Source organism: Synechocystis sp. PCC 7509, assembly GCF_000332075.2.
GTDB lineage: Bacteria > Cyanobacteriota > Cyanobacteriia > Cyanobacteriales > Chroococcidiopsidaceae > Aliterella.
Genome location: NZ_ALVU02000001.1, coordinates 2,610,466 through 2,636,022, shown reverse-complemented (window position 1 = coordinate 2,636,022; position 25,557 = coordinate 2,610,466). Strand labels below are relative to the sequence as shown.

Sequence of the window (25,557 nt, the reverse complement as noted above, 5' to 3'; positions counted from 1 at the left end):
AGCCGAGGAAAAACCTGTGCTGCTATCAAAGGGCTTTGAAATAGAAATGTATACGGGAACGCCCCAAGGTGATATTGTCGGTCTTTCTGACCAAATTGTGGCATCCGTTGACGGCTATATGCGCGAACCTGATAGCCGCAATGTAGAATACATTACTCTGCCCTCCACTCAATACGACACTTTATTATGCGATTTGGTGCGACCTCGACAACGGTTGCGAAAGTATTTACAGCATTTAGGCAATTATACGCTCATTCCTGGCAGTACCTTATCATTAGGCGGTAGCGATACTTTTTACAGATCCGATATTAATAACCTTTACCATAGTTACATTGAGCAGACTTACGGCACTAAAGTTGTTACCGCTAGCGTCCATATAAATATTGGGATTGATGACCCGGAATTATTAATGCAAGCCTGTCGTCTTGTCCGGGTAGAAGCACCTTTATATCTTGCTCTTAGCGCTTCTTCACCTTTTTTAGATAGCTTGGTTACTGGCTATCATTCTACTCGTTGGGGACTATTCCCACAAACCCCCACAGATGTACCTTTATTTACCAGCCACGCTCACCATATCGCATGGGTAGAAGCCCAAATCGCCGCCGGGACAATGCAAAATGTCCGTCATTTGTGGACTTCCGTCAGACCAAATGGCGATCGCCGTCCTTACGATCTAAATCGTCTCGAATTACGAATTTGCGATTTAGTTAGCAATCCCATTTCTTTATTAGCAATTACGGCTCTAATCGAAGCCCGCCTTTGGCAATTGCTAGAAAACCCCGGATTAGACCCTCTGACTTGCAGTATCTTCAGTCCTTCAAGTTTATTGGAAGTGACCAAAAATAACGAAGCGGCGGCAGCTAGAAATAGCTTGGATGCTACTTTGACCCACTGGCAAGACGGTAGAAGTATTGTTGCTAGAGATTGGATTGAAGAAATTTACTCGCAAGTATGGGATATTTCTAAGCAAAAAGGTTTTAGCTGTTTTCTTTCTCCGTTAGTAAAACTACTGAGCGATGGAAATGAAGCCCAGCAGTGGCTAAGACTAAATTCTTGCGGCTTCGATCCAAGACAAGTTGTCACTTATGCTCAAGTAGCTATGGCAGAGCGAGAATTAGAGCTAGAAGACAAACTATGTCCATCTTTGCTTGCCTAATAACTGCTGAAAAGCTCCTTGAGATATTTCTAGGGGAGCTTTTGGTTAAAAACGCATTTTCTAACATCAAGCTAAATCAACGCTTCAGAATATCTAATCAATCAATTAACTATTAGTTAAGCCTATGTAAAAACTCTAGGTTTAATTAAACTATTATATTGCCCAATAATTTGTCCTTCTGGTGCAATACAAGCCTTAAATGCCTCAAGTTGTCTTAGTTAACCCCCAAATCCCCCCCAATACAGGCAATATTGCCCGCACCTGCGCCGCTACCTGTACAAATCTACATTTAGTTGCACCTCTAGGTTTTGAAATTAGCGATCGCTACCTCAAACGCGCTGGATTAGACTATTGGCCCTACGTAAACCTGCACTATCACGAATCTATTGCTGCTTTTCAACTTTACCAGCAGCAGCAGGGAGGGCGCACCATTGGTTTTAGTGTTGCAGGTAAATGTAGTTATTTGAACATTCAATTTCAGCCGGATGATTGGTTACTTTTTGGCAGTGAAACTACAGGATTGCCACCAACAATTTTAACTTCTTGTCAGCAAACCGCCTATATTCCCATGAGTCAGCCAGGAGTAAGAAGTTTAAACCTTTCCGTCAGCGTAGCTGTAGGTTTGTTTGAAGCTTGTCGGCAAGTTGAGTTATTAAAATAACTTTAATTTTATCCGTAATATTACGGCTATAGGGTGGCTTTTTAGGTTTGATTACAAAAGCTAATTCTCGTGATTCTACCTGCTTTTAAGCAATGTAAATGAGCCTATACTTTTAACACAGTCTAGATACTTGAGGCAGGAAACACTTATAAGAAATTCCTATATTACTTAAGCAAGTCAAATTCAACTTAACGCCAAATTTTTTTGTCCTAATTTAACTAATTAGAAGCGCAAATGTAGCAATTAATGTCTTGCCTAGTAAAGGTTTGGGGAATTAGAACGGTCTAATAGTTAATTTGTGTCCGCAAAGAATAAATTGATCCCCCCACTTGTTTTTATTGAAGTTATTGGGTAGATTTTGCGATGGTAATCCAAATAATCAAAGCGTCTTGTACGTGAGGTTATATTACAAAAATTTGCCTAATATTGGTGCTTGTCATCAACATAGCCTATGCTAAATCGAGCAAATTATCCAAATTAGCCCTGTAGGGCGATCGCATCGTTTTAAATCTCCCGTCATTTATTTTAGGAGAGCCAACAACGATTACTCAATAACTAGCAATTAATATTTGGGTCTTTTATCCTCAAATATTGAAATTTTCTCAAATTAGTGTAAACTTGTGTAAATTAAATTATCCAGAAGATAGGAATTAAATTATCTCTGTTGGATGAGGGCGAAAGAAAATTATAGTGTACTGAAAGCAAGACGATAGTTGATTTATTTAATCAACAGCAGTCAAGCAAAGCGTGTTTCTAGGAGGTCGTTTTTGAAACGAGCATGGACTAAAAAAGTTAAGAGTTTGCCCAGTTGTATCATCAGCAAGGATGCTCTGGAAGGACAATTACAGCCACACCCAAAAGTAAAAATGCGGATATTTCGGACTTCGGCAGCCATGATTGGCTTGACAGTGTCCATAGGAGCGCCAAACCTTTTACTTGTGCAAGCGGCCCAATTGCCAGAGAAGATTAGTAGCACTTCCACGTCGTCTATTGAAGACTCTGCCGCTCCAGAAACGGTACAAAATACGGTGGTAATAGCACCAGTGCAGGTAGAGCCAATACCTGCGGTAACACCTCCTCAGGTAGCTTTTGCACTCAAGTATCGCCAGACAGCAAGACAACTAGCGGTCAAACCAAGCCATCAGGTTGTTCAATCGAGCGCCCCGGCAACAAACTTTACTCCCAAGTTGCCCTCGTCAAGCCAAATAGAGGCTCAACCACCAGCGCTACAGCAACATCAACAAGCAGCTTCTTTAGAGCAAAAACAAGCCATAACGCCGAGAGCAGCCACAACTAGCCAAACAACGCGATCGCTAACATGGGTAGAAGCTAGTAGAAGTGTTGAAATAATACAAACTCCAGCAGCAAATAATACAAATTCTTTTTCAACCTCAGTGGCGGAATCGCCAGTAGAAGTTGTAGTTATTCCCGAAGCAAATAGCGCTTGGACAGCTAAACAAAGGCTACTCATAAATCGCTTAAAAACTCAAGAAAATCCTGCTCCTTTAAACCAAGCGCCAGCACTACCACAAGCAGAAGTTGTAGTTATTCCCGAAGCAAATAGCGCTTGGACAGCTAAACAAAGGCTACTCATAAATCGCTTAAAAACTCAAGAAAATCCTGCGCCTTTAAACCAAGCGCCAGCACAAGTCTCTAGTAGCGTTAATTTAGTGTTACCAGAAATTACCAATAGCCAGCCAATGGCGGTGCTAACTAACCCAGAACAAGGGGAAGAAAAACTCGCAAACGAAGTACCAGAAATTGGGGTAACTACCAATCAAGGCATGGAATTTGAGGCGCAACCGTCACCTACAGAAGCACTGAGATTGCCTGTAGCTGTACAAGATAGCCAAAACTGGGTTACTCCTTCAGCAGAAATTGCCCAATCGGCGCTAGAAGCTAAAGCAGCTTCAGAGCAATCGGTACAAGCGTCTTTACCAGTATTTGTACTTCCTTCTGTAGTTCCACAAGAACTTGCTACTCCTACAGAAGCAGTCAAAGAAGTTGACAATCATCAACTTGCCACCCAAAATACACGAGAAAAAGTAGAACAGTCTACCCCAGCTAAAGCAGAAGTCCCTAGCATCAACGAGCCAATTATCGTCAATTCTATGGAGACAGAATACCAAGTCAAGTCAGGAGACACGCTTACAAACATTGCTTCTCTGCATCGGCTATCGCTGCCAGAAATTGCCAAATTCAATGATTTGCACAACCCAGACTTGCTGCTAGTAGATCAAAAGCTAAAACTTCCGGCTTTGACTAGCATGAAAACTCAAGCAAACGTTGTCGTGTTACCACCAATTGAAGAACAGCCCTTAGCAGATGCTAAAAGCTCATCTGTTTCGACGCTGCGATCGCCAAGTAAAGTAACGCTCGTCTCTACAAATTCAGCAACCTATACTGGAATCGGCGGTAATATTACAGAAGCCGAAGCCGAGGCAGAACCACTAAAACCAACTGCCCTAAATGAATTACAAGTGCAGTACGCCCAGCAATTACAAAATGACGTACAAAAGCTAAAGCAAAAATATTATGCACACAGTAGCAGCAATCTTATTGTGCCAGTACAAGCGGTCAAGAGCGATCGCGATCAAGAAGTAATTAAGCCTAGGGCGACTTTGGGTAACGAACCTGTTAATCCAGAGTTCCGAGTTGCTCAAACTTCACAAGACTTAAAACCTGTTACCCAAAAGCAACTATTGAATAAAACCAACTATTCGGCTCCAGCTACGGTTAGAGGTAGAGTAGCTACAGCCCCGACAAGTTTAGACAACTCCAACGCATCTTTTTCAGGACAACAAGTTACGCCAGAGTTGCCGCCCTTAGATCCAGTGTTGAACTACTTACCTCAGCCTAATGGTGCAGCTTCTTTTAATGGTTATATATGGCCAGCTAGAGGTGCATTAACATCTAAATACGGCTGGCGCTGGGGAAGAATGCACCGAGGGATTGATATTGCCGCACCTGTAGGCACACCAATATTTGCTGTCGCACCAGGAGTAGTAATCAAGTCTGGTTGGAATAAGGGAGGCTATGGCAACTTAGTTGACATCCAACACGCTGACGGCACTTTAACTCGCTATGCTCACAACTATCGACTTTTGGTGCAACCAGGTCAATTTGTAGAACAAGGGCAGCAAATCTCGCTTATGGGTAGCACTGGGCGTAGTACCGGGCCTCACCTCCACTTTGAATTACATCCTGGTGGTAAAGGGGCGGTTAATCCTATGGCTTTGTTACCAAAAGCTAGGTAATGGGTAATTGGGAATGGGTAATTAAGCAATTCCCAATTCCCAATTTATTTAAAATTATTTAGTACCCCGTAAACTGCCCAAATTGCCATTGGGCGCAGGTAGTGGCAGGCTCGAAATGTGCCTACTGCTGTAATCGCTTCGGGGGTACGAAATTGCAGCCCGTTGTTGTAAATTTGTTCAACTACGGTTTGAGTGAGCTTAAAGGCTTCCTCTTTCATGTCCATTTGGAGCAAAAAAGCCGCCAGTCCGAAGTTAATTCCCGTCCATACTTCCAAAGGATGGGTAGCATCGGGGTTTTCTGGAGAACCATCAATTTTTAAGCCGTTAGCTGCCCCAAAAGCTCCATTGTGGAATTTAAGAAAGCAAGCCTCATAAACAGTTTTGAGGCTAGAAACAGTGCGATCGCTTTCTACAATATCAGGCACGCCCAACAATCGAGCATAAAATTGTCCGCATAGTTGATCTGCCATCACAACATCAGAACCGCTTTCACTATCAAGCTTGTAATACTGCCCATTCCAGAGCTTTTCTTGGTAAACTGGGCGACTTTGCTCTAACCAAGTTTGATAAATACCAATGGTTTCCTCAATGGGCGGTTGATTTAAGGGAGAAGTAAGCATTTCTCCTAAAGGATGCTCTTGAGGGTAACTAATTAAAGTTTTGCCAATGGCGATCGCACTTTCTAGTCCCGCTAACCACAATCCACCACAGTAGGCGCTAACTCCTTGCAAACGCCAATCATCAAAAGTCTGATCTGGCGCTCCCGAATTTTCGGGAATCCCATCATTATCAAGGTCAAAAGTTTTGAGATAATTTAAAGTCTGGACAATTGCGCCCCAACAATCCCATAATAATTCCCAATCGGTAGAACCTGTTAGGACAAAATCTCGGTAAACTTGCAAGACAAAATCGCTAGGTAAATCTTTCCACAAGTTGCAATCTTGGTAGCTGGTGTAATTAGTTTTTTCCCAGGGATGTTCGTTTGGCGCTCCCAAATCGTGGGGAGTCGCATTCGCAACTTTTCTTAATCCTGTAGCTTGGTTGTAGCCAATTTCTCTAAGAGTGCGATCGCTTGTAGAAATTGCTCTTGCGTAAGCGCGTAAAATAGATTTATCTAACTTCGACCACAGCATTAATAAGCCAAAAGAGCCATAAAGCCGAACATCTAAGCTTTCGTACCAACGATAATCTAAGCATTCTAAGACGGCAAATTGTCCAACGGGATCGCGTTCATCCGCCGCACTCCACAGCGTACCGCCGCTAGTTAAATCGTAAAGCTCGTTAAATAGAGCCATCTTAAACCAATCGGGCAAATCAGTGCGATCAATAATTGGTTGCTGCCATGCTTGAACTTGTTGCTGCCAGGTTTGGTAATGTTGTAAAGCGTTAAATGCGATCGCTTCAGCATTAGAACCATTGCGCCCAAAAAAGTCTGTATAGCGACGATAATAATTTACTCCCGGTGCAAATTCTGTAATCGGGAAATCCCAAGCCAAAACAAAAGGTATTTCTAGACTTTCTCCAGGCTCTAGAGTAAATTTAATAGCGATCGCACTTGCTAATTGTTCGCCGTCGGCAATCGGTGTTTCGTCTATATAGTTAGGTAAAGAGCCATCAGTTGAAAAGCTTTGCCAGACATCTGCGCCTGTACCAGTCGGATTCCAGCGAGTATGGTGGGATATTTGGTATTTGGGATTAATAGAAGTTGCGATCACCCATTGTCCTATACCTTCAAGGGCAACATCGTCGCTGCCAACTCTAGCTAAAATACAACCTAAACTATCAGCAGTTTCTACTAATTTATTGTAATTTCCCGCACTTTGTCCTAAACGCGGTTCGTACTCATAAACTGGGCTTCCATCATCTCTAACTCGTACTTGAGGAGATTTAATTGAGTTTGTAAACCAGCCCACCATATTTTGCCACGTCAGCATAATACTAAGCGTTAGCGGTTGATCTGTAGGGTTATGGGCTTTCCAAACAAAGATTGCTACAGGATAGCTAGTTTCTCTGTAATTATCTGGCAATATCGGCGAAAACTGTTCGCACGTTAGCTGAGAGAGAAATACATTTTCGTAGACAAACCAACTACGAGGATAAAGAGCGTGGTATGTTCCTTTATTTTGCGGATACCATTGCCAAGCTTTTAAACTACCGTCTTCTGGGGCTTCGGTACATAAAGCATAGGCTAAATTGCTTTGCTGCTCAAAAACGCTAAATTGACAAGCGGGGATGCTTTTAAAAGTATGCTCTCCGCCGTCAATATGCCACAGATTAAAATCGCCCTTCGAGGAACGCCCAATACACCCCGCGCCAAAGCCGCCTAAAGGCATACCATGCCAAGCACCATCATCGAGATTGCTGGGATTGCGAACAGTGTAGGGTTTGTCCCATCCTAAGCCAATGGGACGATTCCAAGTACAGGGGGGAATTTTTTGGGGTAAGAGGTGATTTTTCATCTACTCATCTTACGATTACAGCAGCAATGCTTGCAAACGCTTCTTTAGACCTCTTGCCAAAGCTCTAAACTCTACTAATTGATTATGCGATCGCTCTATTAAAACTCTCCTGAAACAACTTCCAGACGAGAAAATTTTACTTGAACTGCTATCTCTAGCTCAAGAAGCTGAACAAAAAGCTAAAGAACTATGCGACTTAACCGCAGAAGTTGACGAAAAATGGCACGATCGCCTAAAGTCACCCAAAAAGCCATCTATTCACACAACGAAGTAACAACTAATATCGTCTGATTAGTTAGGAAAAGTCCTACTTTCCATTAAAGGCGATCGCACTTCTCCCAAATTTAACCTCTAATTTAACTGTTCGATCTTACCTGTCATCCCTTGGCTACTCAAATATTGCTGCATTTCCTCAGCTTTAGCGCGATCGCTAAAAGCTCCCACTTGCATTAGCACATTGCCGTTATTAAACGTTCTAAACGCTCCTGGAACTAAACTTCGCACTTGCTCTTGCTGGCTTTTACTATCGGCGGCTACTATCACCCGATAACGCAAACCAAGGCTACTAGCTTGAGTTGGGGGAAAGGGAGGACTACCATCTGATGAAACATTAATATTTTGCCGCACGGGTACTTTAGGCAATTTACGACTATTACCAATGGGAATATTACCCCCAGGTACAGGTAAAAGTTCAGATTCAATAATTTGAGCCGACTGCAATACAGGTAGGTTGAGATTTTTGTCTATCGTTGCTGGAGGGATAATTTGCCCAGAGACAATCGGCGGCGGCGGCACATCAATTTGGGAAATACTGTTAGTATCGCTACCTTGAGAAACATTTGCTGCGACTTCAATAGTCGGTGTACTAGAAGAATCTTCTGGCGGCGGCACAATAATTTCAATGCTTTGAATGGAAACTACACTGCTACTGGCTGGTGCGATCGCCCCAGCATTAGGTTGAATGTTGCCTAGAGGCGGTGCAGGTAGTCGCGCTCCTGTAGTCCTAGGGTTGCTAAAAAGTGGTGATGATGTTGTCCTAGCTATCGGCGCTAGTGAGGGTTTAATTGGCTGGCTGCTAATACTAGGAACATTTTGAGCAATTTGAGGCTGACTTGGGTTTACTGTCCCGCTCAAGTCCAAATTACCACTAATGCGATCGCGCTCTAGTTGATTGCCAAAAGCTACCAATAGCTGCTTTGACGCGCTGCTATTAATATCAAAGCGTCCGTTTTGACGAAATACATTTTTTCCTGGCTGGGCTTTTGTTCCCAAATCCGGCAAGCTTGTAGAAATTGCTACTAATCCATCTTCCGTATTATTTTCAATAACATTACCGCGCAATACTGGACGCGCATTCGCTTGGGTGATAATTCCAGAGCGATTAAGCATTATACGATTATTAATGATACTTGGCGCTGCTTTTTGGGCGATATTAATTCCAAATCCAGTTTTTTCAAAAACATTTTCCTGAATTTCTGGCGTTGATGTGCCATAAATTGTCATTCCATTAGCGCCATTTAGATAAAAGTAGTTGCCGACAATTTTTGGCGCACTATTCCCGGTAATTGAAATCCCATCATGTTTACTGCCAGTAAAAGTATTGTTGCTGACGGTGGGACTACTCGATTCAACCCACAATCCATAACCGCGCGGATTATTATTTGTAATTGTTACTCCCGAAATAGTGGCATTATTTGCCCCCAACATTGTAATATTTTGCCTAGCAAAGGTACGGCTCATATAAGCACCGCCACCATTGATTACAATCTCCTTCCCCCGCGATTGGGAATTGCCTAAAACAGATACTCCGCTTTTGAGGACTAAAGGAAATGTCTCCCCCGATTCGGCGCTGTAAGTACCATTAGCTAAAACAATTACACTATTATTTCCCGCTATTTGCAGAGCTTGAGTAATCGTTTTAAAAGGCGCACTTTCGCTGCCGTTACCCGTCGCATTTCCGGCGGGGTTGACAAATAGCTTGTTTGCCGAAGTAGATACTTGAACAATTGTTTCTCTATTTATCTGTGGTTGAGCCAAACTTGAGTTTGGGCTGCACATTATGGCAATAGTTGTCAAGCCGATAACGGGAGCAATTAAGTAAGTAGAAGTTTTGGCGATCTTAAGAAAGTAGCTAGGATGATGTAGGAAATTCACGGCACTCCTCTGAGCAATCAATAAATTTACAATTGTGGCATTGTTTAACGACATCAATAAGAAGCTATTAGTTGCAAGCCGATGGCAAGTAGTTTGTTTGGGACTATTTACGAGCTTCTAACTTGCTGGCAATATTTTATATATTTGTTTTGTTTATACAGCCGATGTTGGATAAAATCAATGGCTAAAAAAAATAGTTACTGCTATTTTCCCCCAAAGCATTTTTATATTAGTAGTGTTGAAACGCTACGCGGGCAAAGTTTATAGTAATAAATAGCGTATATTTGTCAACTAACTGTTACATTGTGAAAACAGTAACATTGGCTGATAGGATAAAAAGACTACTGCTAATGCTATTGATGGTCAACAGATATAACCAAGGAGTACAAGTGCAGGCAACAGTTTGTCGCATCTTGGATGCCAACTTAGACCGCGCCCGTGAAGGGTTAAGAATTATTGAAGAATGGTGTCGCTTTGGTATCAATAGCGTCCAGTTGACCAATGAATGTAAGCAGTTACGCCAAGAATTGGCTAGTTGGCATACGCCAGAATTACGAGCAGCGCGAGATACACCAGGCGATCCGGGTACAGAATTAACCCACCCCCAAGAACAGCAACGCGTTAGTATCGAGCAATTATTGCAAGTAAATTTCTCTCGCGTCCAAGAAGCATTAAGGGTATTAGAAGAATACGGCAAGCTTTATCATCCGACAATGGGCGGCGCATTTAAACAAATTCGCTATCAGGTTTATACTCTTGAAAGCCAGTTGTTAGGCTACCAGCGTCAACAATCACTTGCAGACTCAAAGTTGTATTTTGTTACGTCACCGATCGATCGCCTATTCAATGTTGTGGAAGCAGCGTTGCAAGGCGGATTAACTCTAGTACAGTACCGCGACAAAACTACCGACGATCGCACTCGTTTAGCCACCGCCGAAAAACTTTGCCAACTTTGCCATCAATACGGGGCATTATTTATCGTCAACGATCGCCTAGATATAGCCATGGCTGTAAACGCCGATGGCGTGCATTTAGGACAGCAAGATGCGCCGGTAAGCGTAGCTAGAGAATTACTTGGAGCGCAAAGAATTATTGGCAGTTCGACAACTAATCCTGAAGAAATGCAGCAAGCAATCGAGCAAGGCGCTGATTATATAGGTGTGGGCCCGGTTTACGAAACACCAACAAAACCAGGTAAAGCCGCCGCCGGGTTAGATTACGTGCGTTACGCTGCTAAATATGCAACTATTCCGTGGTTTGCGATCGGTGGAATTAGTGTAAATAATGTTAATGACGTAATTGGAGCCGGAGGCGAACGAGTGGCAGTAGTGCGGAGTTTGATGCAAGCGCAGCACCCAACACTAATTACTCAATACTTTTTGGCGCAATTAAATCGCCGTCCATCGATGCCAAGTTTACCCCCAGACTACTCAGACAATCATGCCTAACGCGATCGCCTTGCAAGTAAATGGCGAAACTTTTAGCTGCAACGAAGGTGCATTTTTACCGCAAGTGCTGGAACTATTAGGATTTAACCCGCGCCTGGTGGCGGTAGAGTACAACGGCGAAATTCTCCATCGGCAATTTTGGCCAGACACAAAAATACAAGCAGGCGATCGCCTAGAAGTCGTAACAATTGTTGGCGGTGGGTAGAGCAATGTTCGGTTATCTCCCTGGGAAATCTCTTATTAAAAACGATCCCCAAGAAGGATGAGAAACGATAAATTAGAAAGGTAGCCTTGTGAAAGGTAAACGTAGCGGCAAAAATTCACTAAGAAGTTTTTGCCGTCGGCATGGTTCAACAGAAACTGGTTGAAAATTTATCTAAAATCAACAGCCAAAATTAGATTTTTGAACTCACTACCGACAAATTGTTTTTTAGGAATTCTGTTATGCGTAACAAACTGCTTTCGGTAATCAAACCACTTTTAAAACCTTTATTTGTCCTTGGACTCATCGTTACTTTAGCGTTAGGACACGCGGATGGAGCTTTAGCGGCTCGTGGTAGTGGCGGGCGAATTGGTGGGGGATCGTTTCGAGCGCCTAGTCGAACTTACTCGCCTCCTAGCCGCACTTATGCCCCTCCAGGTGGTGGTTATGGATACCCCGGCGGCGGCTTTGGTTTTCCCTTTGTGTTTCCCTTCTTTGGTATTGGTGGCGGTGGCGGTATATTTACAATTTTAATTGCGCTAGCGATCGGCAATTTCCTGTTGCAAAGCTTCCGTCGTGCTAGCAGTGGCGAAGATGAATCCCAATCCAGCAGCAATCCCAATGTTTCAATAAATCGCTTGCAAGTAGGGATGCTGGCGAACGCTCGCGAACTGCAAGCTGAACTCAACCACATAGCCGAAACGGCTGACACCAACTCCCCAGAGGGACGCGCCGAAGTATTGCAAGAAACGTCTTTAGCATTATTGCGCCACCCCGAATACTGGTCTTACGCGGCGGGAAATAGCCAAAAAGTGTTGTTAACTGCGGCAGAAACTCAGTTTAATCGTCTTTCCCTGGCAGAACGCAGTAAGTTTACAGAAGAAACTCTTTCTAATTTCAACAACCAACTAAAAGCAGCAACTCCTAAAGGTGTTTTACCTGCGGCTGGTGGTACGTTAGATAACCCAACGACGCTAATTACTGAAGGGCCTGGAGAGTATATTGTTGTTACTTTACTGGCAGCTACTTTAGGCAATTTAGAAATGCCGCAAATCAACAGTGCAGACGATTTACGTCAAGCATTAAGAGTTTTGGGTGGAGTATCTGGAGATAGATTGCTAGCAATTGAAGTGCTTTGGACTCCCCAAGCTGAAGGCGATACTTTAACGGCTGATGACTTATTAGCTGAGTATGCTGATCTCAAGCTCGTGTAAGTTAGACTGCCTGTATTAAAGCTTCATTATCTAACCCCTGCTCTTTTAATTGAGAGCAGGGGTATTAATTTTAAAAAGTCTTTTATACCAAGAGGCATTTCTGCCAAGTTATGTGCGATCGCATTTATAAGAGCATAGAATAATTCAGATAGATTTTTCCCCTAAAAACCTATTATTTTGTATCTTTGTCTGCTCTCGAATTAGAGTTAATTCCTTTTTGCAACACTTTTAACTTATCGCTCAAAGATCCTGGCTGATCAATATCTAAATTTTCAATCAGCTTATCCAATAATATATTTAGCTCAAATAAAGTTTTTTTTTGAAGTATTTTGTGAATATCTTGCCCAAGCAAGTAAACGTTTGCATTAATAAATTCAACTAATCCATCCGCAAGTTCTTGTGCCAATTCATCATAAACTCGCTCATCATCCTCGTACTTTGATAAAATAAATTCAATGTCTTCTAAATCTTTATTTGTACGTTCCCCGCGATCGCCCCATGCAAAAATTTTGAGAACTACAAAAGCTGGCGTATCAATTACTGGGATTTCTAACTCATCAATGCTGACATTTTTCGCATAAGAAAGAGCTTCAGCAAAACCCAAAACGTTCATACAATTGCCAGTGTCAGACCAAATAATTTTTCGGTCGGGTTCGCCAATTTGTCCAAAAGGTACGATGTCAACCTCAATATTGGTTTCAATATGTACAAATTTATGAGAAGTTTTTGTAGTCTTAAAACGGGGAGAATTGCCCTTAGTTAAATGTTCGCAGAGTGTTGTATAAGCTGTCCAGTTGTCTATAGATATTGCTACATCCCAATCTTTTGTTCCTCTTCCTTCCCCAAATTTACAATCGAATATTAGCAACCTAGCTCCTGCACCAACTACAATCATTGGGAACTTTAAAGCGCTGACTATGTTTACTAAATCAGTCAAAACTTGTTTCTCTACAAAACTAATCATTCTTTTGAGTTATTTCATGAATATATCGAGCGTAAATAATTTGAGCAGTTTCTTTTAATCGACTATTACCAGTTTGAACTAACTCTGCATGAATTAGTAATGGATTAACAAGATTCTTTAGTTCTCCAAATTTATTTTGCTGATATTCATCGTTACCAAAACTTTGAAGCAACACAATATTTCCTTCAATATCGGGCTTTAGCTTTAACTTAACTGCTATCTGACGAGCATCAACATTTTTATGGAGATGTAGTGTTGCACTAATGGGGCGAAGATATTCTGTTACAATCGAGGCGGCAAGTTCACCACCTATTAAATAACTGGATTTGTCTGCATACTCTTTTAGCTCCTCTGTAACTTCTGAAAAGTTCCATTTTCCAATAGGGCTAAATGTTCCAAGTAGTAATTTTGCCCGTAATCTTTCAGCGTATCCTAATTCCCATCGCTCCAAAAGTTTGACATAATCAACTATTTCATAGCCTCCGTACTTAGGTTTAATATAATCTAGCTCTTGAAGTTTTTTAAGCGTGATTTTTACTGTTTTTAGAGATAAATCAGAAAAACGGGCAATTTTTTCATCGAAATCATCTTCCTTCGAGATAGGTTTTGATAAATTTTCTCCATTCATAACAGAACTTAACTTTTGCACACTTTCACTTAGGTTATTTACTTGTTTTGGAGAAACACCAAGATTGTGAAAAAGGTTTGCATATGAATTGTTTTTTCTTGAAATAGAAATTGGCTGACTGAGCAGAACATACATAACTTGCAAAGCAGCAGTATTAATTTCTAAAGATTTATTTGTGTTCTCTTTTGAAACCTGATTGCGAACTAATACATAAAGTTCTGGACTATTGAGATAAATGTTTCCATCAACATCAACAAATTCAATATTGTTTTCTAATAGTCTTTCCACAACTACATTAGATAAATGACGTGTGATAAGTAGAGGTCTTTGTTCGCTCTTTAATCTTTTACCTAAGTTAGTTAAATATTCTGCAACTTGTTCAATTACATCATTTGTAAGATTAGTTTTAATCTCACACACATAGTTGACAATTTTATCAGAGGTGTTAATTATTAAGCTGCCATCTGCCAAAACTTGAGTAGATAAATAAGGTTCTTCTTGAATAGTTGCCTTAATATTGGGTAAGGATTCAAGGTAAGTAAGACATTTTTGAAACAGTGGGTTTTTGGGATACATAAATTATTTCCCACTTAACTGTAGAGTTAATTATACTCTTTAATTGATATTAAGAAAAGACTTGTAAAGTCAACTTCTCATAACATGAAGATTTTTAGTAAAAGATTTACTAATTTGACATCTCCACTAAGAAAGACATACAAGTCTAATAATCATTCTTGAGTATAATAAATAGTTTCCTTTAATGATACCCCGCCGCTTGCAAGGTAAAAAGCCTTGCATAGCGACCATTGGCGGCTAATAACTCCTCGTGTGTTCCTTGTTCGATTAGTTCTCCATCGGCTAAAACTGCGATCGCATCTGCCATTCTGACAGTAGAAAAACGGTGAGAAATTAAGATTGCCATTTGATGTTTTGCTAAACTCCGAAAGCGGTCAAATATTTGTACTTCCGCCTCTGCATCCATGGCGGCAGTGGGTTCGTCTAAGACTAAAATATCGGCTTTAGTCCGCATAAAAGCACGAGATAAAGCGATTTTTTGCCACTCTCCCCCAGACAATTCTTGTCCATCTTTAAACCAACGTCCTAACTGAGTTTGAAATTTATCAGGCATTTTTTCGACAAAAGCTAGCGCCATCCCCTTTTCGGCGGCGGTTTTCCACTTAGCCGCGTCTTCTAGGTGTTCTACATCCCCCACTCCTACATTTTCGCCGACAGTAAATTGGTAACGAACGAAGTTTTGAAAAATCACCCCAATCCGCTTATGCAGGGCGTTCATGTCCCATTCTTGCAAATCCACCCCATCTAAGACAATTCGCCCACTACTGGGACTATATAGCCGCGTTAACAGCTTAATTAGCGTAGTTTTGCCCGAACCATTAGCGCCGACAATTGCTAATTTATCTCCTGGTTTTAGATGCAGCGAAACATTTTTTAAAGCAGGTTGCAGACTACCAGCGTAAGTAAAGGAAACATTTTCAAACCGCAAGCCATCCCCAGGAAGTAACCCAAAAGTACATTTACCCAATGGTTGAGGAATATCTTGTTCTAAAAACTCGTACAAGTTAGAAAGATATAAGTTATCTTCATACATTCCGCCAATGGAGCTAAGGAAACTTGCAAAAGTAGTTTGTCCTTGACGAAATACTACTAAATACATTGTCATGTCTCCCAAAGAGATGCGCTGGGCGATCGCTTCAACTACAATCCACAGATAGGCAATGTAAAAAGCTGATGTACTGACTAATCCCAACAAATAACCCCATATTCCCCGCTTTAAGGTCAAGTTGCGGTCTTCGGAGTACAATCTATTAAAAATATCCCGGTAGCGCTGCAACAGCATTGCACCAAGCCCGTATAACTGCACTTCTTTAGCAAAATCTTCTCTAGCTATTAGAGTTTCTAAATAGGTTTGCTCTCGCGTTTCTGGTGCGCGCCAGCGAAATAAACGAAAAGCCACCCCAGCAAACTTAGTTTCGGCAATGAAAGCAGGTACAGCAGCCACAATTAAGACAATTACCACCCAACCAGAAAATTTCAATAGCAACCCGCCGTAGGTAGCTAAAGATATTGTGTCTTGGACTAATTTAAAAGTACCGCTAACTAAGCTTAAAGGACGACTAGAAGCTTCTCGCCGCGCCCGACTCATTTTGTCATAAAATTCTGAGTCTTCAAAGTGAGCAAGATCCAAAGTTAACGCTTTTTCGAGGATTAAAACATTAACTTTCTGCCCTAATAATACCCTCAGTAAAGATTGAGAAATACTTAGCCCTCTTTGGCTTCCGGCAAGAATGGCAACTATAATAGCTTCTATTCCTAAGTAGATAAAGGCTGCATTGCGATCGCGCATTAATCCCGATTGAGAGGCGAGGATAACGCTATCAACAATTAATTTTCCAATATAGGCGATCGCGGCAGGAAGCAAACCAGCAATAATTGTCAAACTTGCCAAAATTATTGTCAGCGTGCGGCTAGTGTTCCATACCAATTCCAGCGCTCGTCCACTATACTGAAACACGGCAAATATTTGTCTAACTAATCTAGTAATATTTTTTTTTCGACTAATCATTTCCAGCTAAAAAATAGGCGCATCTCCACCCTAGCTCGTAGATTTAATTAATTGCACAAGCATAAACAAAATATGGATCGCAGCGTTAAGCTACATTTTGTCTAGGTTTCCCTAAAAATAATTTAGGTAGACACTACTGTTTGCGCTGATACTTGTTCGCTAGTTTCAACCAGAGGCGATCGCACAGACAAATAAATCAAACTTCCAAATAGTGGTAGCAATACAGTAATCCAAAAGAGTGCAGGATTATTCATATTGCGCCGCAACCTATCATCGCCAATCAGTACCGATGGTAACAAGCAAAGCAAGCAAAAATCTAAACTCATGACATTAATAAAACGATTGGTTTGCCATTGCTGTGCAAAATCTGCCCAATCGCCATTTATTAACCCGTACCCAACTAAACCTATAACGCTAATAAGTAGAAAAAATCCTGTAATTCGAGAATCTAGTAATTTAATAAACCAATTTTTCTTGCCTAGAAATTCTGGATTTGGTTGGCGCAAAAATAAATAAGGTAAAATTGCAAAAGCGCCAAATCCAAAAGAAACTAAAGCAAAAGGCGCAGCAGATATTTTTTGTCCTCTGCCATCAATAAATAGTAAGCAACTATAAATCATAGGCAAAATACCCATAATATTAAATAAAGAAATAACTAAGGGATTGACACCATCCCAAACACCTGTAGAAAGATTTTTAATTAATTCAAAAGTACCTGGTTGTTCGGGAGGAGCAAGAAAAAAAGCATAAGTAACAAAACTCAGCCACAAAGCTACAAAAGCAATTTTTTTACTCATAAATATATTATTTACTAAATAAACTTCACGGGTTCAAACAGCCAATTATTACTAACTTAAAGCCTCAGATAAATAATCCGCCGCCGCTTCCACCACAGCGATCGCAGTTTCATAATCCATCCGTGTCGGTCCCAATACTCCTACACTACCTACAGGTACAGTACCCCGCAAATAAGTAGACGAAATCAACGTACAACCGCGAATTGGCTCTAAAGGGTTCTCTGCGCCAATTCTTACTGTTACTCGCTGCCTGCCCAATCCTACAACCTCTGGTGTAAATATTAACTGCCAAAGTTGTTCTTGTTCTTCTTCCAACAGATGGATAATTGTTTTTACTTGCTGCAATTGCGAAAATTCTGGTTGACGCAATACTTCCGATACACCACGAATCATAATTTGAGTTGCGGCGGGTGGTTTGGCGCGACGATGCAAATCAGCTAAGAAATTCGTCAAAAAATCCCCATAGCGTTGAAATTCTAAGTTTAATTGACTCCAATCTAGTACCGCTAACTGAGCTAAACTTTGCCCTCGCAATTGACTATTTAAAAAATTAGAAAGAATTTGCAACTCTCTTTCTACCACTTCCGCATCAATGGGACTATCTTCTGCTCTAGGTAACTCCATCAACGCCGATTGTGTCTCGTAGCCATCGGTAACGACAATTACCATTACTCGCCCCGGATCTACCTGTACTAGCTGGAGATGGCGCAAACTAGCGGTACTGGTTTGTGGCATCGTAATTAGCGTAATACAACCGCTAACAGTGGCGAGGATTTGCGCCGCACCTTGCAGTAAAGTTTCCAAACTCCAATCTTCTTTACGCAATTGCAATATTTGCTCTAACTGGCGAGTTGAAATGTCTGAAGGAGTAATTAATTCATCTACATAAATTCGGTAGCCAGAATCTGACGGTACTCTACCCGCCGATGTGTGGGGTTGATAGAGCAATCCAGCTTTTTCCAGTACCCCCATAGCATTGCGAATTGTTGCGGGGCTGACGCGCAGCTTATACCCATCTACTAAAGCTTTTGAACCTACAGGCTCTGCCGTGGCGATGTAATGGCGGATTGTTGCCCAAAGTATATGTTGTTGTCTATTGGTAAGCTTGACTTGCATAGCTGAAGCGAACGTGACGCACAATTTTATAGGAGCTTGCAAAGATTCTGTCTAAAAATTCGCTGAATATTTGAATCTGTTTATACAAGATAACAAATAAGTTGTATTAGTTAGACGCAATTGTTCCTAGGATTTGGTGACTTGAACAATTTAGTACAAAGCAATGCCCCGATCGCACTGACTAGCGTAGGCATCAATCCCACCAGTAATATTTTTAACATTGGTAAATCCTTGACTAGCTAACCACTGACACATTTGAGCAGAGCGAACACCGTGATGACACAATACCAAGGTTTCTTTGTGAGGATCGAAACGGGTAGTTATTTGCTCCGCCCATTGGTTAAATTGACTCAAAGGCAAAATCGTAAAATTAGGTATAGAGGCGATCGCAATTTCTTCTAATTCTCTTACGTCTATCAACTGCAATCCTTCTATTGCACCACTATTGAGATGTTGGGCAAGTTCTTCTACACTAACGGAAACAATCGGCGGTGAAAATTGGGCTGACATCTTACTCAAACTTGGTACTAAACTTATTTTTAGCATTCCTAGAAGTTTTTAAGGGAATACATGATGTTGATGAGTTGTCAATATTAATTTTTGCAAGTGGTTTTGGGATATGAATCAAAAGTCATTTTTTTCTATATTAGTTATTGTAGTTCTATTTCTAACGGGGATTGGCGGTTGTAAGAGCTTGGGAGCAACGTTAATTGGTAGCCAAAAGACTCCCGCCGCCGCGATATTTGTGCCTAAGCAAGCGCCGATTATGGTATCAATGCTCATAAATCCCGATCGCCTAGAAGATTTGGCGCAAGTGGTAGCAAGTTCTAAAGAAAAACGCAAAACTAAAGATGAATTAAACAGACTCAAAACTAGCGTACTAGCGAATACGGGCATTGACTACGAGCAAGATATTAAGCCTTGGGTAGGAGATGAAATTACCGCAGCTATTGCCAGCCGCGATCTCGATCGCGATCCTAGTAATGGGCAACAACCGGGCTATGTATTAGCTGTAGCAACTAAAGACGCACAAAAAAGCCGGGATTTTGTAGAGTTATTGTTTGCAAAAAAGGCGATCGCTGGCGCAAATTTAGTTATTGAAGAATTCAACGGTATTAGGTTATTAAGTAATAGTCCGCGTTTACCATTAGAAAGTTTATCAACCAAAAGTGAAGGTGGGTTTTCGGGGGCGGTAGTAGGGAATGATTTTGTGTTATTTGCTAATCACCCTCAAGTTTTAAAAGAAGCAATTAATAATGTCCAAGCCCCCGATCTTAATTTGACAACTTCTAACCAGTATCAGCAAGCACTTGCGCAATTACCAGCGCGGAAAGTGGGGTTAGCTTTTCTAAATTATCCTAGCTTGTCGACTGAAAAAGAAAATCAACTATCACCAACTTATGAAAGTCAAATTGTTGCTCTTGAATTAAATCCCCAGGGATTACTTGCAGAAACTACTATAGTTGCAGGATTAGACAAAGAAATTTTACCGCCAATTTCTACTTTATCTCAACCATCTAAGGCTTTACAGTATATTCCTGCCTCCGTTAGCTTGGCGATTTCTGGAGTAGATTTAAGTAAGTTATCTAGTAGTAATTTGCAGCAATTTTGGGCGCAAGTTTCCCCAGGATTATCGGTAACTCAGTTAATTGAAAAGCCATTGGCGCAATTACAAGCAAGTTGGGGTATCAATTTAAAAGATGATATTTTCAATTGGGTACAGGGAGAATACGCTCTAGGAAAGCTGCCAAATAATGATTGGATTTTTGTCGTAGAAAGAAGCGATCGCGCGATCGCCGGAATAGAGAAATTAAATGCGATCGCCTCTGCTCAAGAATTGACTGTTACTTCTTTACCCTTAGCCAATCAAAAAGTCTCTGCATGGACGCAATTAACGCCTGTAGCGGCGCAAAGCGCAAGTTCCTCCGCTATTACCCTTAGCGCTAAAGTCAAAGGCGTACATACTACTGTAGGCAACTACGAGATTTTTACAACTTCTATTGATGCGATGGAACAAGTGTTAAAAACTGATAAAAATGGTTCTTTAGCTGATAATTCCCAATTTTTAGCTAGTACTAATGCTTTCCCGCAGCCAAATGCAGGCTATGTATATGTTGATTGGCAAGCAAACCAAGCAATCGTCAAGCAACAATTACCGATTATTAGCTTGCTTGAAATAGCAGGGAAGCCATTTTTTAGTAATTTGCGATCGCTAACTATTAGCAGTTATGACAACAAAGAAGACTTGCTTACAGGTGGCGCTTTCTTTAAATTCAATTCTAAATAAGTCACTCGCCAAAACACCACGCCAGCACCAGCGCTAACAAAGCTAAACACACTCCCCCCGGCAAATTCAAGCTGCGGATCAAATTAAGTGGGATTAGTACAAGTATTTGTGTAAAAAAAGTTCCCGCAATTAACAAAAAGATAATCAGCACAAAAGGAGGCATTATTAATTAAAGTTTGGGGATAAATAGTTAAATATTAGCTCTTTATTTGCGGCGTGTAAGTACAGAAATATTAACTTCTGCTAAAAGTTGTTGTATGCCAGAGTAAACTGTGTCACTTCTAAAAACTAATTGCTAATTCGATTGGTTAGAGTAGTTATAGATAGATATTTTATGGGAAATATTCCCAGGGCTATGATGAAGTTTATTCGTCCCTTAGTTAAATTTAAAAACAGCTATTTGTTAGCGCTGATTGCAGCTATTAGTGCATTACCCGTAGTTGCTCAACCAGCTAATTTTGGCACCATGACTTTGTCTCCTGGTTTTAAACCCGCCCAAGGCACAGCTACAGGCTTTACTGGAGGCTCTTATTCTTTATCTACTATTGCCAACCGCGATCGCAATAATAGCCCTTGTATTGGTTTTGGCGATACAAATCCCGATCATATATTGGTACTAGATAAAGGTTTTGAGCGCTTGAAAGTACAAGTAGATAGCAAAGGAAACGACACTACTTTAGTTATCAAAGGGCCAAAAGATAGTATTAGCTGTGGCGATGACACGGGCAGTAACAAGGATGCTAGTATTGAGAGTGCCAAATGGCGAGCGGGAACTTATCTTATTTGGGTAGGTGCGATCGATGCTGGGGCAAAGTATAAATACACCCTTTCTGTGCAAGAGTAGTAACACTTAACGCTAAAATAAAAATTGGAGTATTTACCCAAGGTGGGTATAACGGCGTGCTATCTACACTGCTAGCTGATTTTCGCATTATATTTGAGCGCGATCCTGCTGCCCGTAACTGGCTAGAAGTTTTATTTTTCTACCCTGGTTTCCAAGCAATTGTGTTTCACCGCATTGCTCACTGGCTTTACCATCTTGGCGTTCCGTTTATTCCCCGTTTGATTTCTTTTATTGCTCGGTTTATAACAGGGATTGAAATTCACCCTGGCGCAATTATTGGCAAAAGTTTTTTTATCGATCATGGGATGGGAGTTGTGATTGGTGAAACGGCAATTGTGGGCGACTACGCACTAATTTATCAAGGTGTCACCCTTGGCGGTACAGGCAAAGAAAGCGGTAAGCGTCACCCAACTTTAGGGGATAACGTTGTAGTTGGTGCTGGCTCTAAAGTATTAGGCAATATAGAAGTTGGCAGCAATGTTAGAATTGGTGCGGGTTCTGTCGTACTGCGAAGTGTCCCTTCTAACTGCACCGTAGTCGGCGTACCGGGTAGAATTATTTATCGTGCGGGAGTGAGAGTAGATCCCCTCGAACACGGTAGTTTACCAGATTCCGAGGCGGAGGTTATTCGCGCTTTGCTAGATCGCATCGAAGCATTAGAACAACAAGTAGACAACCTGCATCATCAACAATTGTCTTCTCACGAGGCAATCTTAGAAGCAAAAGATGTCTCGGCGGCAATTGTTTCTAGCTGTCAAATTAGAGATAAGGCAATTCAAGAGTTTTTTGATGGATCGGGTATTTAGTTTAAATGTTAAAGCAAGTTAGGTGTCCTCAGCTTGCTCTAACAATTTGCTGTAGGTTTTTTTAGAATCATTAAGTTGTTTTTGGGCTATCTTCAAATACTCATTGATGGCTTTTATATATTCCCATGTAGCTTTTACGTGTTCTTCCCCCGCTTTAGTGTATTTTTCTGTGGAATCTACACATTCATTTTGAGCAGATTTTGCATATTTTTGTAATGCTTTGGCGTGTTTTTGGGAATTTTTACCGCATTGCTCAATTAAGCTACTCTCTTGTTGTATATCAAAGCCAAGATTGTTTAATTTTTTACCTAGCGCCTCCAGTAACATACCCTGTTTTTCCGAGCTTTTCCCATGTTGTTCGGCTTGCTGCAATGTTTCGGGTGATATTTTATGCACGATTTGTTGTTGCTCTCCTTTCAATATTATTTTGCTAATAATAATAGTGGCGATGCTTGAATACAACGCTGCAACAATTCTATTCAAAACTCCTACTTGGTTTGTCAACCTAGAAGCTTAAATATATGTAAATTTAATTAGTATTCAATTACTCAATGTCTTGTCAAATATTTAGCAGCTTTTATTTTGTCTAACTTTAGTCTTTGATTTGCTCAAGCATTCTCTGTTCTAGTAACTGAACTAAAGTGTCAATATCGGCAGCAATTTCGTCGTAACAAAGGGATGGCGGCGGTTCACTTTGAAATTGAATTAGCTTAATTTGACTATTGCCGATCGCAATAATAACGACTTCTTTATCGGCTTTATAGCCATCAATTACACCTAAAATTTCTTGGATGTGGTTATCCACATTTTGATTGAGCTTTTCTAACTCCGCTTTTGGGCAAGAAATAAAATGCGGTGTTGGTTTAAGATCGATACCTAAAGTATCTTGACTATCGCCTTTTGCCAGCCAAAAACCCCAAGACAAAGCCGCCAATTCTCGTTGATTGGCTTTAACAAATTTATTTAATTGGTATCGCCAGTTATTTTCTTTACCATCAAGTTGGGGGCTGCTAAACACGAGGTTCAATTACTCCGTTACTGCTAATATCTACACTGTTGCTATTTCTTAGCATATATGCAACTCAACAATACTCCCGATAATTTTCGGTTCTTCAGTGTGCTTTGAACTACGATCGCGCTTGTGTTTTTAGAGATCGCCATAAAAGGTATTTTTAATAAATGCGATCGCCCTAACTCAACGGATTTGGACGATAAATCAATGTCTTGAACTTACCTTGTCAGACTACGGTGCGAGAGAGCGGTATTATTTATAAATCCCAATGGGGATAGAAGTTAAGGTATTTTTAAATATATTCAGTGTCAAAATCAAACCCTTCTCGCTCTCTAGCTAGCATTGCTGGAATTGTTGCGGCGGCAACGTTAATTAGTAAAGTTTTTGGGTTGGTACGCACTCAGGCGATCGCGGCGGTGTTTGGTGTGGGTGTAGTTGCCGATGCTTTTAACTACGCTTATGTGATTCCTGGCTTTCTATTGGTGCTATTAGGCGGTATTAACGGGCCCTTTCATAGTGCTATTGTCAGCGTTTTAGCCAAACGCCCCAAATCGGAAGCTGCGCCTTTAGTAGAGACGGTGACAACTTTTGTCGGTGGGTTGCTGTTGCTAGTAACGATCGCCTTAATTTTCTTTGCGCCAGGAATTATTGACTTAGTAGCGCCGGGGTTAAATACTACACCGCACGGATTGGAAGTTCGGGGAATTGCGATCGGACAAATGCAAATCATGGCTCCAATGGCTCTGTTAGCGGGGTTAATTGGCATTGGCTTCGGGACATTGAATGCGGCTAACTTGTACTGGCTTCCATCGGTTAGCCCTTTATTTTCGAGCGTTACTGTAATTATTGGCTTGGGGGTTTTAGCGTGGCAATTAGGGGCAAAAGTTACAACTCCCGAATACGCAATGCTGGGGGGAGCGGTTTTAGCTTGGGGGACTTTAGCAGGAGCAGTTTTGCAGTGGTTAATCCAAGTCCCCGCACAATGGAAGTCAGGGATGGGGACTTTACGGCTGCGCTTTGATTTTAATCAGCCAGGAGTCAAGGAAGTTACAAAAATCATGGCTCCAGCAACGTTTTCGTCGGGTATGAGTCATATTAATCTATACGTGATTTTGATTTTAGCTTCCTATATTCCACAGGCGGCTTCAGCCTTACAATACGCGGGGTTATTAATTCAAACACCCTTGGGCATTCTTTCTAATGTGATATTAGTACCAATGCTGCCGATTTTTTCCCGACTTGCCGATCCTCAAGATTGGGATGAATTAAAAGGGCGCATCCGTCAGGGATTATTACTTACAGCAATAACTATGCTGCCTTTAGGAGCGATTACGATCGCCCTCGCTGTCCCTATTGTGCGCGTAGTATACGAGCGAGGAGCTTTCGATCGCAATGCGTCTCAATTGGTGTCCTCTTTACTGGTTATGTACGGGATTGGGATGTTTGTTTATCTTGGGCGCGATGTTTTAATTAGAGTATTTTATGCTTTGGGCGATGGCGATACGCCTTTTCGCATCAGTATGGTAAGCATATTTTTTAATATTATTTTTGCTTACTTATTTTTTAAAATCCTTGGCGCACCGGGCTTAGTTTTGGCAACGGTGCTAGTAAATATCATATCGATGCTGCTGTTATTTTGGATGCTAGATCGCAAACTGCACGGTTTACCCTGGCTTGAATGGAGTTTGCCTATTTTGGCTTTGACGGGAAGCAGCTTTTTAGCTGGTTTAGCTAGTTGGGGAACTCTTTGGGGAATACAGCAAGTTTGGATCGATGATGGATTCAAAGAGCAATTAGTACAGCTTTGTTTAGCTGGAGGAGTGGGAATTGGCGTTTTTGCTCTAATTGCGATGCAGATGAAGTTACCAGAAGTTGATGTTTTTATATCTAGAATCCGCCAAAAACTCGGTAGGTAGTGAAAAACCGCTTAGGATTTGAATGTTAAGCGGTACTTGGTTTGTTTAGCTA

The 25,557-nt window shown here is 41.3% G+C and carries 20 protein-coding genes; 10 read left to right on the top strand and 10 right to left on the bottom strand.

Features of this window, described 5'->3' with window-relative positions:
* The first annotated feature begins 16 nt into the window (after positions 1 to 16).
* The 3 genes from gshA to SYN7509_RS31740 all read left to right on the top strand — a co-directional run bounded on the left by gshA (position 17) and on the right by SYN7509_RS31740 (position 5,074).
* Positions 17 to 1,156 carry a glutamate--cysteine ligase gene (gene gshA, locus SYN7509_RS0213220; RefSeq protein ID WP_009632583.1) on the top strand — a complete coding sequence of 380 codons (1,140 nt, stop codon included), beginning with the start codon at positions 17 to 19 and terminating at the stop codon, positions 1,154 to 1,156.
* 199 nt (positions 1,157 to 1,355) lie between these two features.
* Positions 1,356 to 1,817, top strand: coding sequence for a tRNA (cytidine(34)-2'-O)-methyltransferase (locus tag SYN7509_RS0213215; protein WP_009632584.1), 462 nt, complete (start codon positions 1,356 to 1,358; stop codon positions 1,815 to 1,817).
* A 767-nt stretch (positions 1,818 to 2,584) separates the two neighbouring features.
* The gene (locus SYN7509_RS31740) at positions 2,585 to 5,074 is read left to right on the top strand and encodes a peptidoglycan DD-metalloendopeptidase family protein (RefSeq protein WP_084610673.1); all 2,490 of its coding nucleotides are present in this window, start codon (positions 2,585 to 2,587) and stop codon (positions 5,072 to 5,074) included.
* Positions 5,075 to 5,118: 44 nt separating this feature from the next.
* Here SYN7509_RS31740 and SYN7509_RS0213200 read toward each other — a convergent pair whose 3' ends face one another.
* Both SYN7509_RS0213200 and SYN7509_RS0213195 read right to left on the bottom strand, forming a co-directional pair.
* On the bottom strand, positions 5,119 to 7,533 hold the full coding sequence (locus tag SYN7509_RS0213200) for a GH116 family glycosyl hydrolase (RefSeq protein ID WP_009632586.1): 2,415 nt from the start codon (positions 7,531 to 7,533) through the stop codon (positions 5,119 to 5,121).
* A 351-nt stretch (positions 7,534 to 7,884) separates the two neighbouring features.
* Positions 7,885 to 9,687, bottom strand: a complete 1,803-nt coding sequence (locus tag SYN7509_RS0213195) for a DUF1565 domain-containing protein (protein ID WP_202807234.1) — start codon at positions 9,685 to 9,687, stop codon at positions 7,885 to 7,887.
* A 350-nt stretch (positions 9,688 to 10,037) separates the two neighbouring features.
* Here SYN7509_RS0213195 and SYN7509_RS0213190 point away from each other — a divergent pair, with 350 nt between their 5' ends.
* The 3 genes from SYN7509_RS0213190 to SYN7509_RS0213180 all read left to right on the top strand — a co-directional run bounded on the left by SYN7509_RS0213190 (position 10,038) and on the right by SYN7509_RS0213180 (position 12,551).
* Entirely contained in the window at positions 10,038 to 11,135 is a 1,098-nt protein-coding gene (locus SYN7509_RS0213190; RefSeq protein ID WP_009632589.1) for a thiamine phosphate synthase, read from the top strand.
* Positions 11,128 to 11,340 (top strand): sulfur carrier protein ThiS, encoded by a 213-nt coding sequence (thiS, locus tag SYN7509_RS0213185; protein ID WP_009632590.1) that lies wholly within the window; start codon positions 11,128 to 11,130, stop codon positions 11,338 to 11,340. The genes SYN7509_RS0213190 and thiS overlap by 8 nt, the downstream gene beginning before the upstream one ends.
* Before the next feature lie 239 nt (positions 11,341 to 11,579).
* Complete coding sequence (locus SYN7509_RS0213180; protein WP_009632591.1) at positions 11,580 to 12,551, top strand: DUF1517 domain-containing protein; 972 nt, start codon at positions 11,580 to 11,582, stop codon at positions 12,549 to 12,551.
* A 172-nt stretch (positions 12,552 to 12,723) separates the two neighbouring features.
* Here the strand turns inward: SYN7509_RS0213180 and SYN7509_RS0213175 are convergent, their stop codons facing one another.
* The 6 genes from SYN7509_RS0213175 to SYN7509_RS0213150 form a co-directional block, all read right to left on the bottom strand.
* Positions 12,724 to 13,515: a hypothetical protein gene (locus tag SYN7509_RS0213175; protein WP_009632592.1), complete on the bottom strand. Its 792-nt coding sequence runs from the start codon at positions 13,513 to 13,515 to the stop codon at positions 12,724 to 12,726.
* On the bottom strand, positions 13,508 to 14,719 hold the full coding sequence (locus SYN7509_RS31015) for a type IV toxin-antitoxin system AbiEi family antitoxin (RefSeq protein ID WP_009632593.1): 1,212 nt from the start codon (positions 14,717 to 14,719) through the stop codon (positions 13,508 to 13,510). Before SYN7509_RS31015 ends, SYN7509_RS0213175 begins: the two co-directional genes overlap by 8 nt.
* Before the next feature lie 181 nt (positions 14,720 to 14,900).
* On the bottom strand, positions 14,901 to 16,727 hold the full coding sequence (locus tag SYN7509_RS0213165) for an ABC transporter ATP-binding protein (protein ID WP_009632594.1): 1,827 nt from the start codon (positions 16,725 to 16,727) through the stop codon (positions 14,901 to 14,903).
* Between the two features lie 122 nt (positions 16,728 to 16,849).
* Complete coding sequence (locus SYN7509_RS0213160; protein ID WP_009632595.1) at positions 16,850 to 17,524, bottom strand: hypothetical protein; 675 nt, start codon at positions 17,522 to 17,524, stop codon at positions 16,850 to 16,852.
* 51 nt (positions 17,525 to 17,575) lie between these two features.
* Positions 17,576 to 18,640: a heat-inducible transcriptional repressor HrcA gene (hrcA, locus tag SYN7509_RS0213155; RefSeq protein ID WP_009632596.1), complete on the bottom strand. Its 1,065-nt coding sequence runs from the start codon at positions 18,638 to 18,640 to the stop codon at positions 17,576 to 17,578.
* A 150-nt stretch (positions 18,641 to 18,790) separates the two neighbouring features.
* Entirely contained in the window at positions 18,791 to 19,150 is a 360-nt protein-coding gene (locus SYN7509_RS0213150; protein WP_028954297.1) for a rhodanese-like domain-containing protein, read from the bottom strand.
* 109 nt (positions 19,151 to 19,259) lie between these two features.
* Between SYN7509_RS0213150 and SYN7509_RS0213145 the strand changes: the two genes are divergently transcribed.
* The 3 genes from SYN7509_RS0213145 to cysE all read left to right on the top strand — a co-directional run bounded on the left by SYN7509_RS0213145 (position 19,260) and on the right by cysE (position 22,577).
* Complete coding sequence (locus SYN7509_RS0213145; RefSeq protein ID WP_009632598.1) at positions 19,260 to 20,927, top strand: DUF3352 domain-containing protein; 1,668 nt, start codon at positions 19,260 to 19,262, stop codon at positions 20,925 to 20,927.
* A 355-nt stretch (positions 20,928 to 21,282) separates the two neighbouring features.
* Entirely contained in the window at positions 21,283 to 21,771 is a 489-nt protein-coding gene (locus SYN7509_RS0213135) for a hypothetical protein (protein ID WP_202807233.1), read from the top strand.
* 56 nt (positions 21,772 to 21,827) lie between these two features.
* The gene (cysE, locus tag SYN7509_RS0213130) at positions 21,828 to 22,577 is read left to right on the top strand and encodes a serine O-acetyltransferase (RefSeq protein ID WP_009632601.1); all 750 of its coding nucleotides are present in this window, start codon (positions 21,828 to 21,830) and stop codon (positions 22,575 to 22,577) included.
* Between the two features lie 18 nt (positions 22,578 to 22,595).
* Here cysE and SYN7509_RS0213125 read toward each other — a convergent pair whose 3' ends face one another.
* Together SYN7509_RS0213125 and ccmS are read right to left on the bottom strand one after the other, a co-directional pair.
* Complete coding sequence (locus SYN7509_RS0213125) at positions 22,596 to 23,060, bottom strand: hypothetical protein (protein ID WP_158506152.1); 465 nt, start codon at positions 23,058 to 23,060, stop codon at positions 22,596 to 22,598.
* Between the two features lie 109 nt (positions 23,061 to 23,169).
* Entirely contained in the window at positions 23,170 to 23,595 is a 426-nt protein-coding gene (ccmS, locus tag SYN7509_RS0213120; protein ID WP_009632603.1) for a beta-carboxysome assembly chaperone CcmS, read from the bottom strand.
* Positions 23,596 to 23,894: 299 nt separating this feature from the next.
* On the opposite strand from ccmS, the gene murJ reads away from it, so the two are divergent.
* The gene (gene murJ / locus SYN7509_RS0213115) at positions 23,895 to 25,505 is read left to right on the top strand and encodes a murein biosynthesis integral membrane protein MurJ (RefSeq protein WP_009632604.1); all 1,611 of its coding nucleotides are present in this window, start codon (positions 23,895 to 23,897) and stop codon (positions 25,503 to 25,505) included.
* Positions 25,506 to 25,557: the final 52 nt, after the last annotated feature.

Excerpts from the sequence above, each read along its gene's own strand:
- SYN7509_RS0213190 (WP_009632589.1), top strand. The coding sequence starts at position 10,038 with ATGCTATTGATGGTCAACAGATATAACCAAGGAGTACAAGTGCAGGCA.
- SYN7509_RS0213135 (WP_202807233.1), top strand. The coding sequence starts at position 21,283 with ATGATGAAGTTTATTCGTCCCTTAGTTAAATTTAAAAACAGCTATTTG.
- hrcA (WP_009632596.1), bottom strand. The coding sequence starts at position 18,640 with ATGCAAGTCAAGCTTACCAATAGACAACAACATATACTTTGGGCAACA.
- SYN7509_RS0213200 (WP_009632586.1), bottom strand. The coding sequence starts at position 7,533 with ATGAAAAATCACCTCTTACCCCAAAAAATTCCCCCCTGTACTTGGAAT.
- thiS (WP_009632590.1), top strand. The coding sequence starts at position 11,128 with ATGCCTAACGCGATCGCCTTGCAAGTAAATGGCGAAACTTTTAGCTGC.
- SYN7509_RS0213150 (WP_028954297.1), bottom strand. The coding sequence starts at position 19,150 with ATGTCAGCCCAATTTTCACCGCCGATTGTTTCCGTTAGTGTAGAAGAA.
- SYN7509_RS31015 (WP_009632593.1), bottom strand. The coding sequence starts at position 14,719 with ATGTATCCCAAAAACCCACTGTTTCAAAAATGTCTTACTTACCTTGAA.
- SYN7509_RS0213175 (WP_009632592.1), bottom strand. The coding sequence starts at position 13,515 with ATGATTAGTTTTGTAGAGAAACAAGTTTTGACTGATTTAGTAAACATA.
- SYN7509_RS0213160 (WP_009632595.1), bottom strand. The coding sequence starts at position 17,524 with ATGAGTAAAAAAATTGCTTTTGTAGCTTTGTGGCTGAGTTTTGTTACT.
- SYN7509_RS0213215 (WP_009632584.1), top strand. The coding sequence starts at position 1,356 with ATGCCTCAAGTTGTCTTAGTTAACCCCCAAATCCCCCCCAATACAGGC.
- SYN7509_RS0213165 (WP_009632594.1), bottom strand. The coding sequence starts at position 16,727 with ATGATTAGTCGAAAAAAAAATATTACTAGATTAGTTAGACAAATATTT.
- SYN7509_RS0213180 (WP_009632591.1), top strand. The coding sequence starts at position 11,580 with ATGCGTAACAAACTGCTTTCGGTAATCAAACCACTTTTAAAACCTTTA.
- SYN7509_RS0213145 (WP_009632598.1), top strand. The coding sequence starts at position 19,260 with ATGAATCAAAAGTCATTTTTTTCTATATTAGTTATTGTAGTTCTATTT.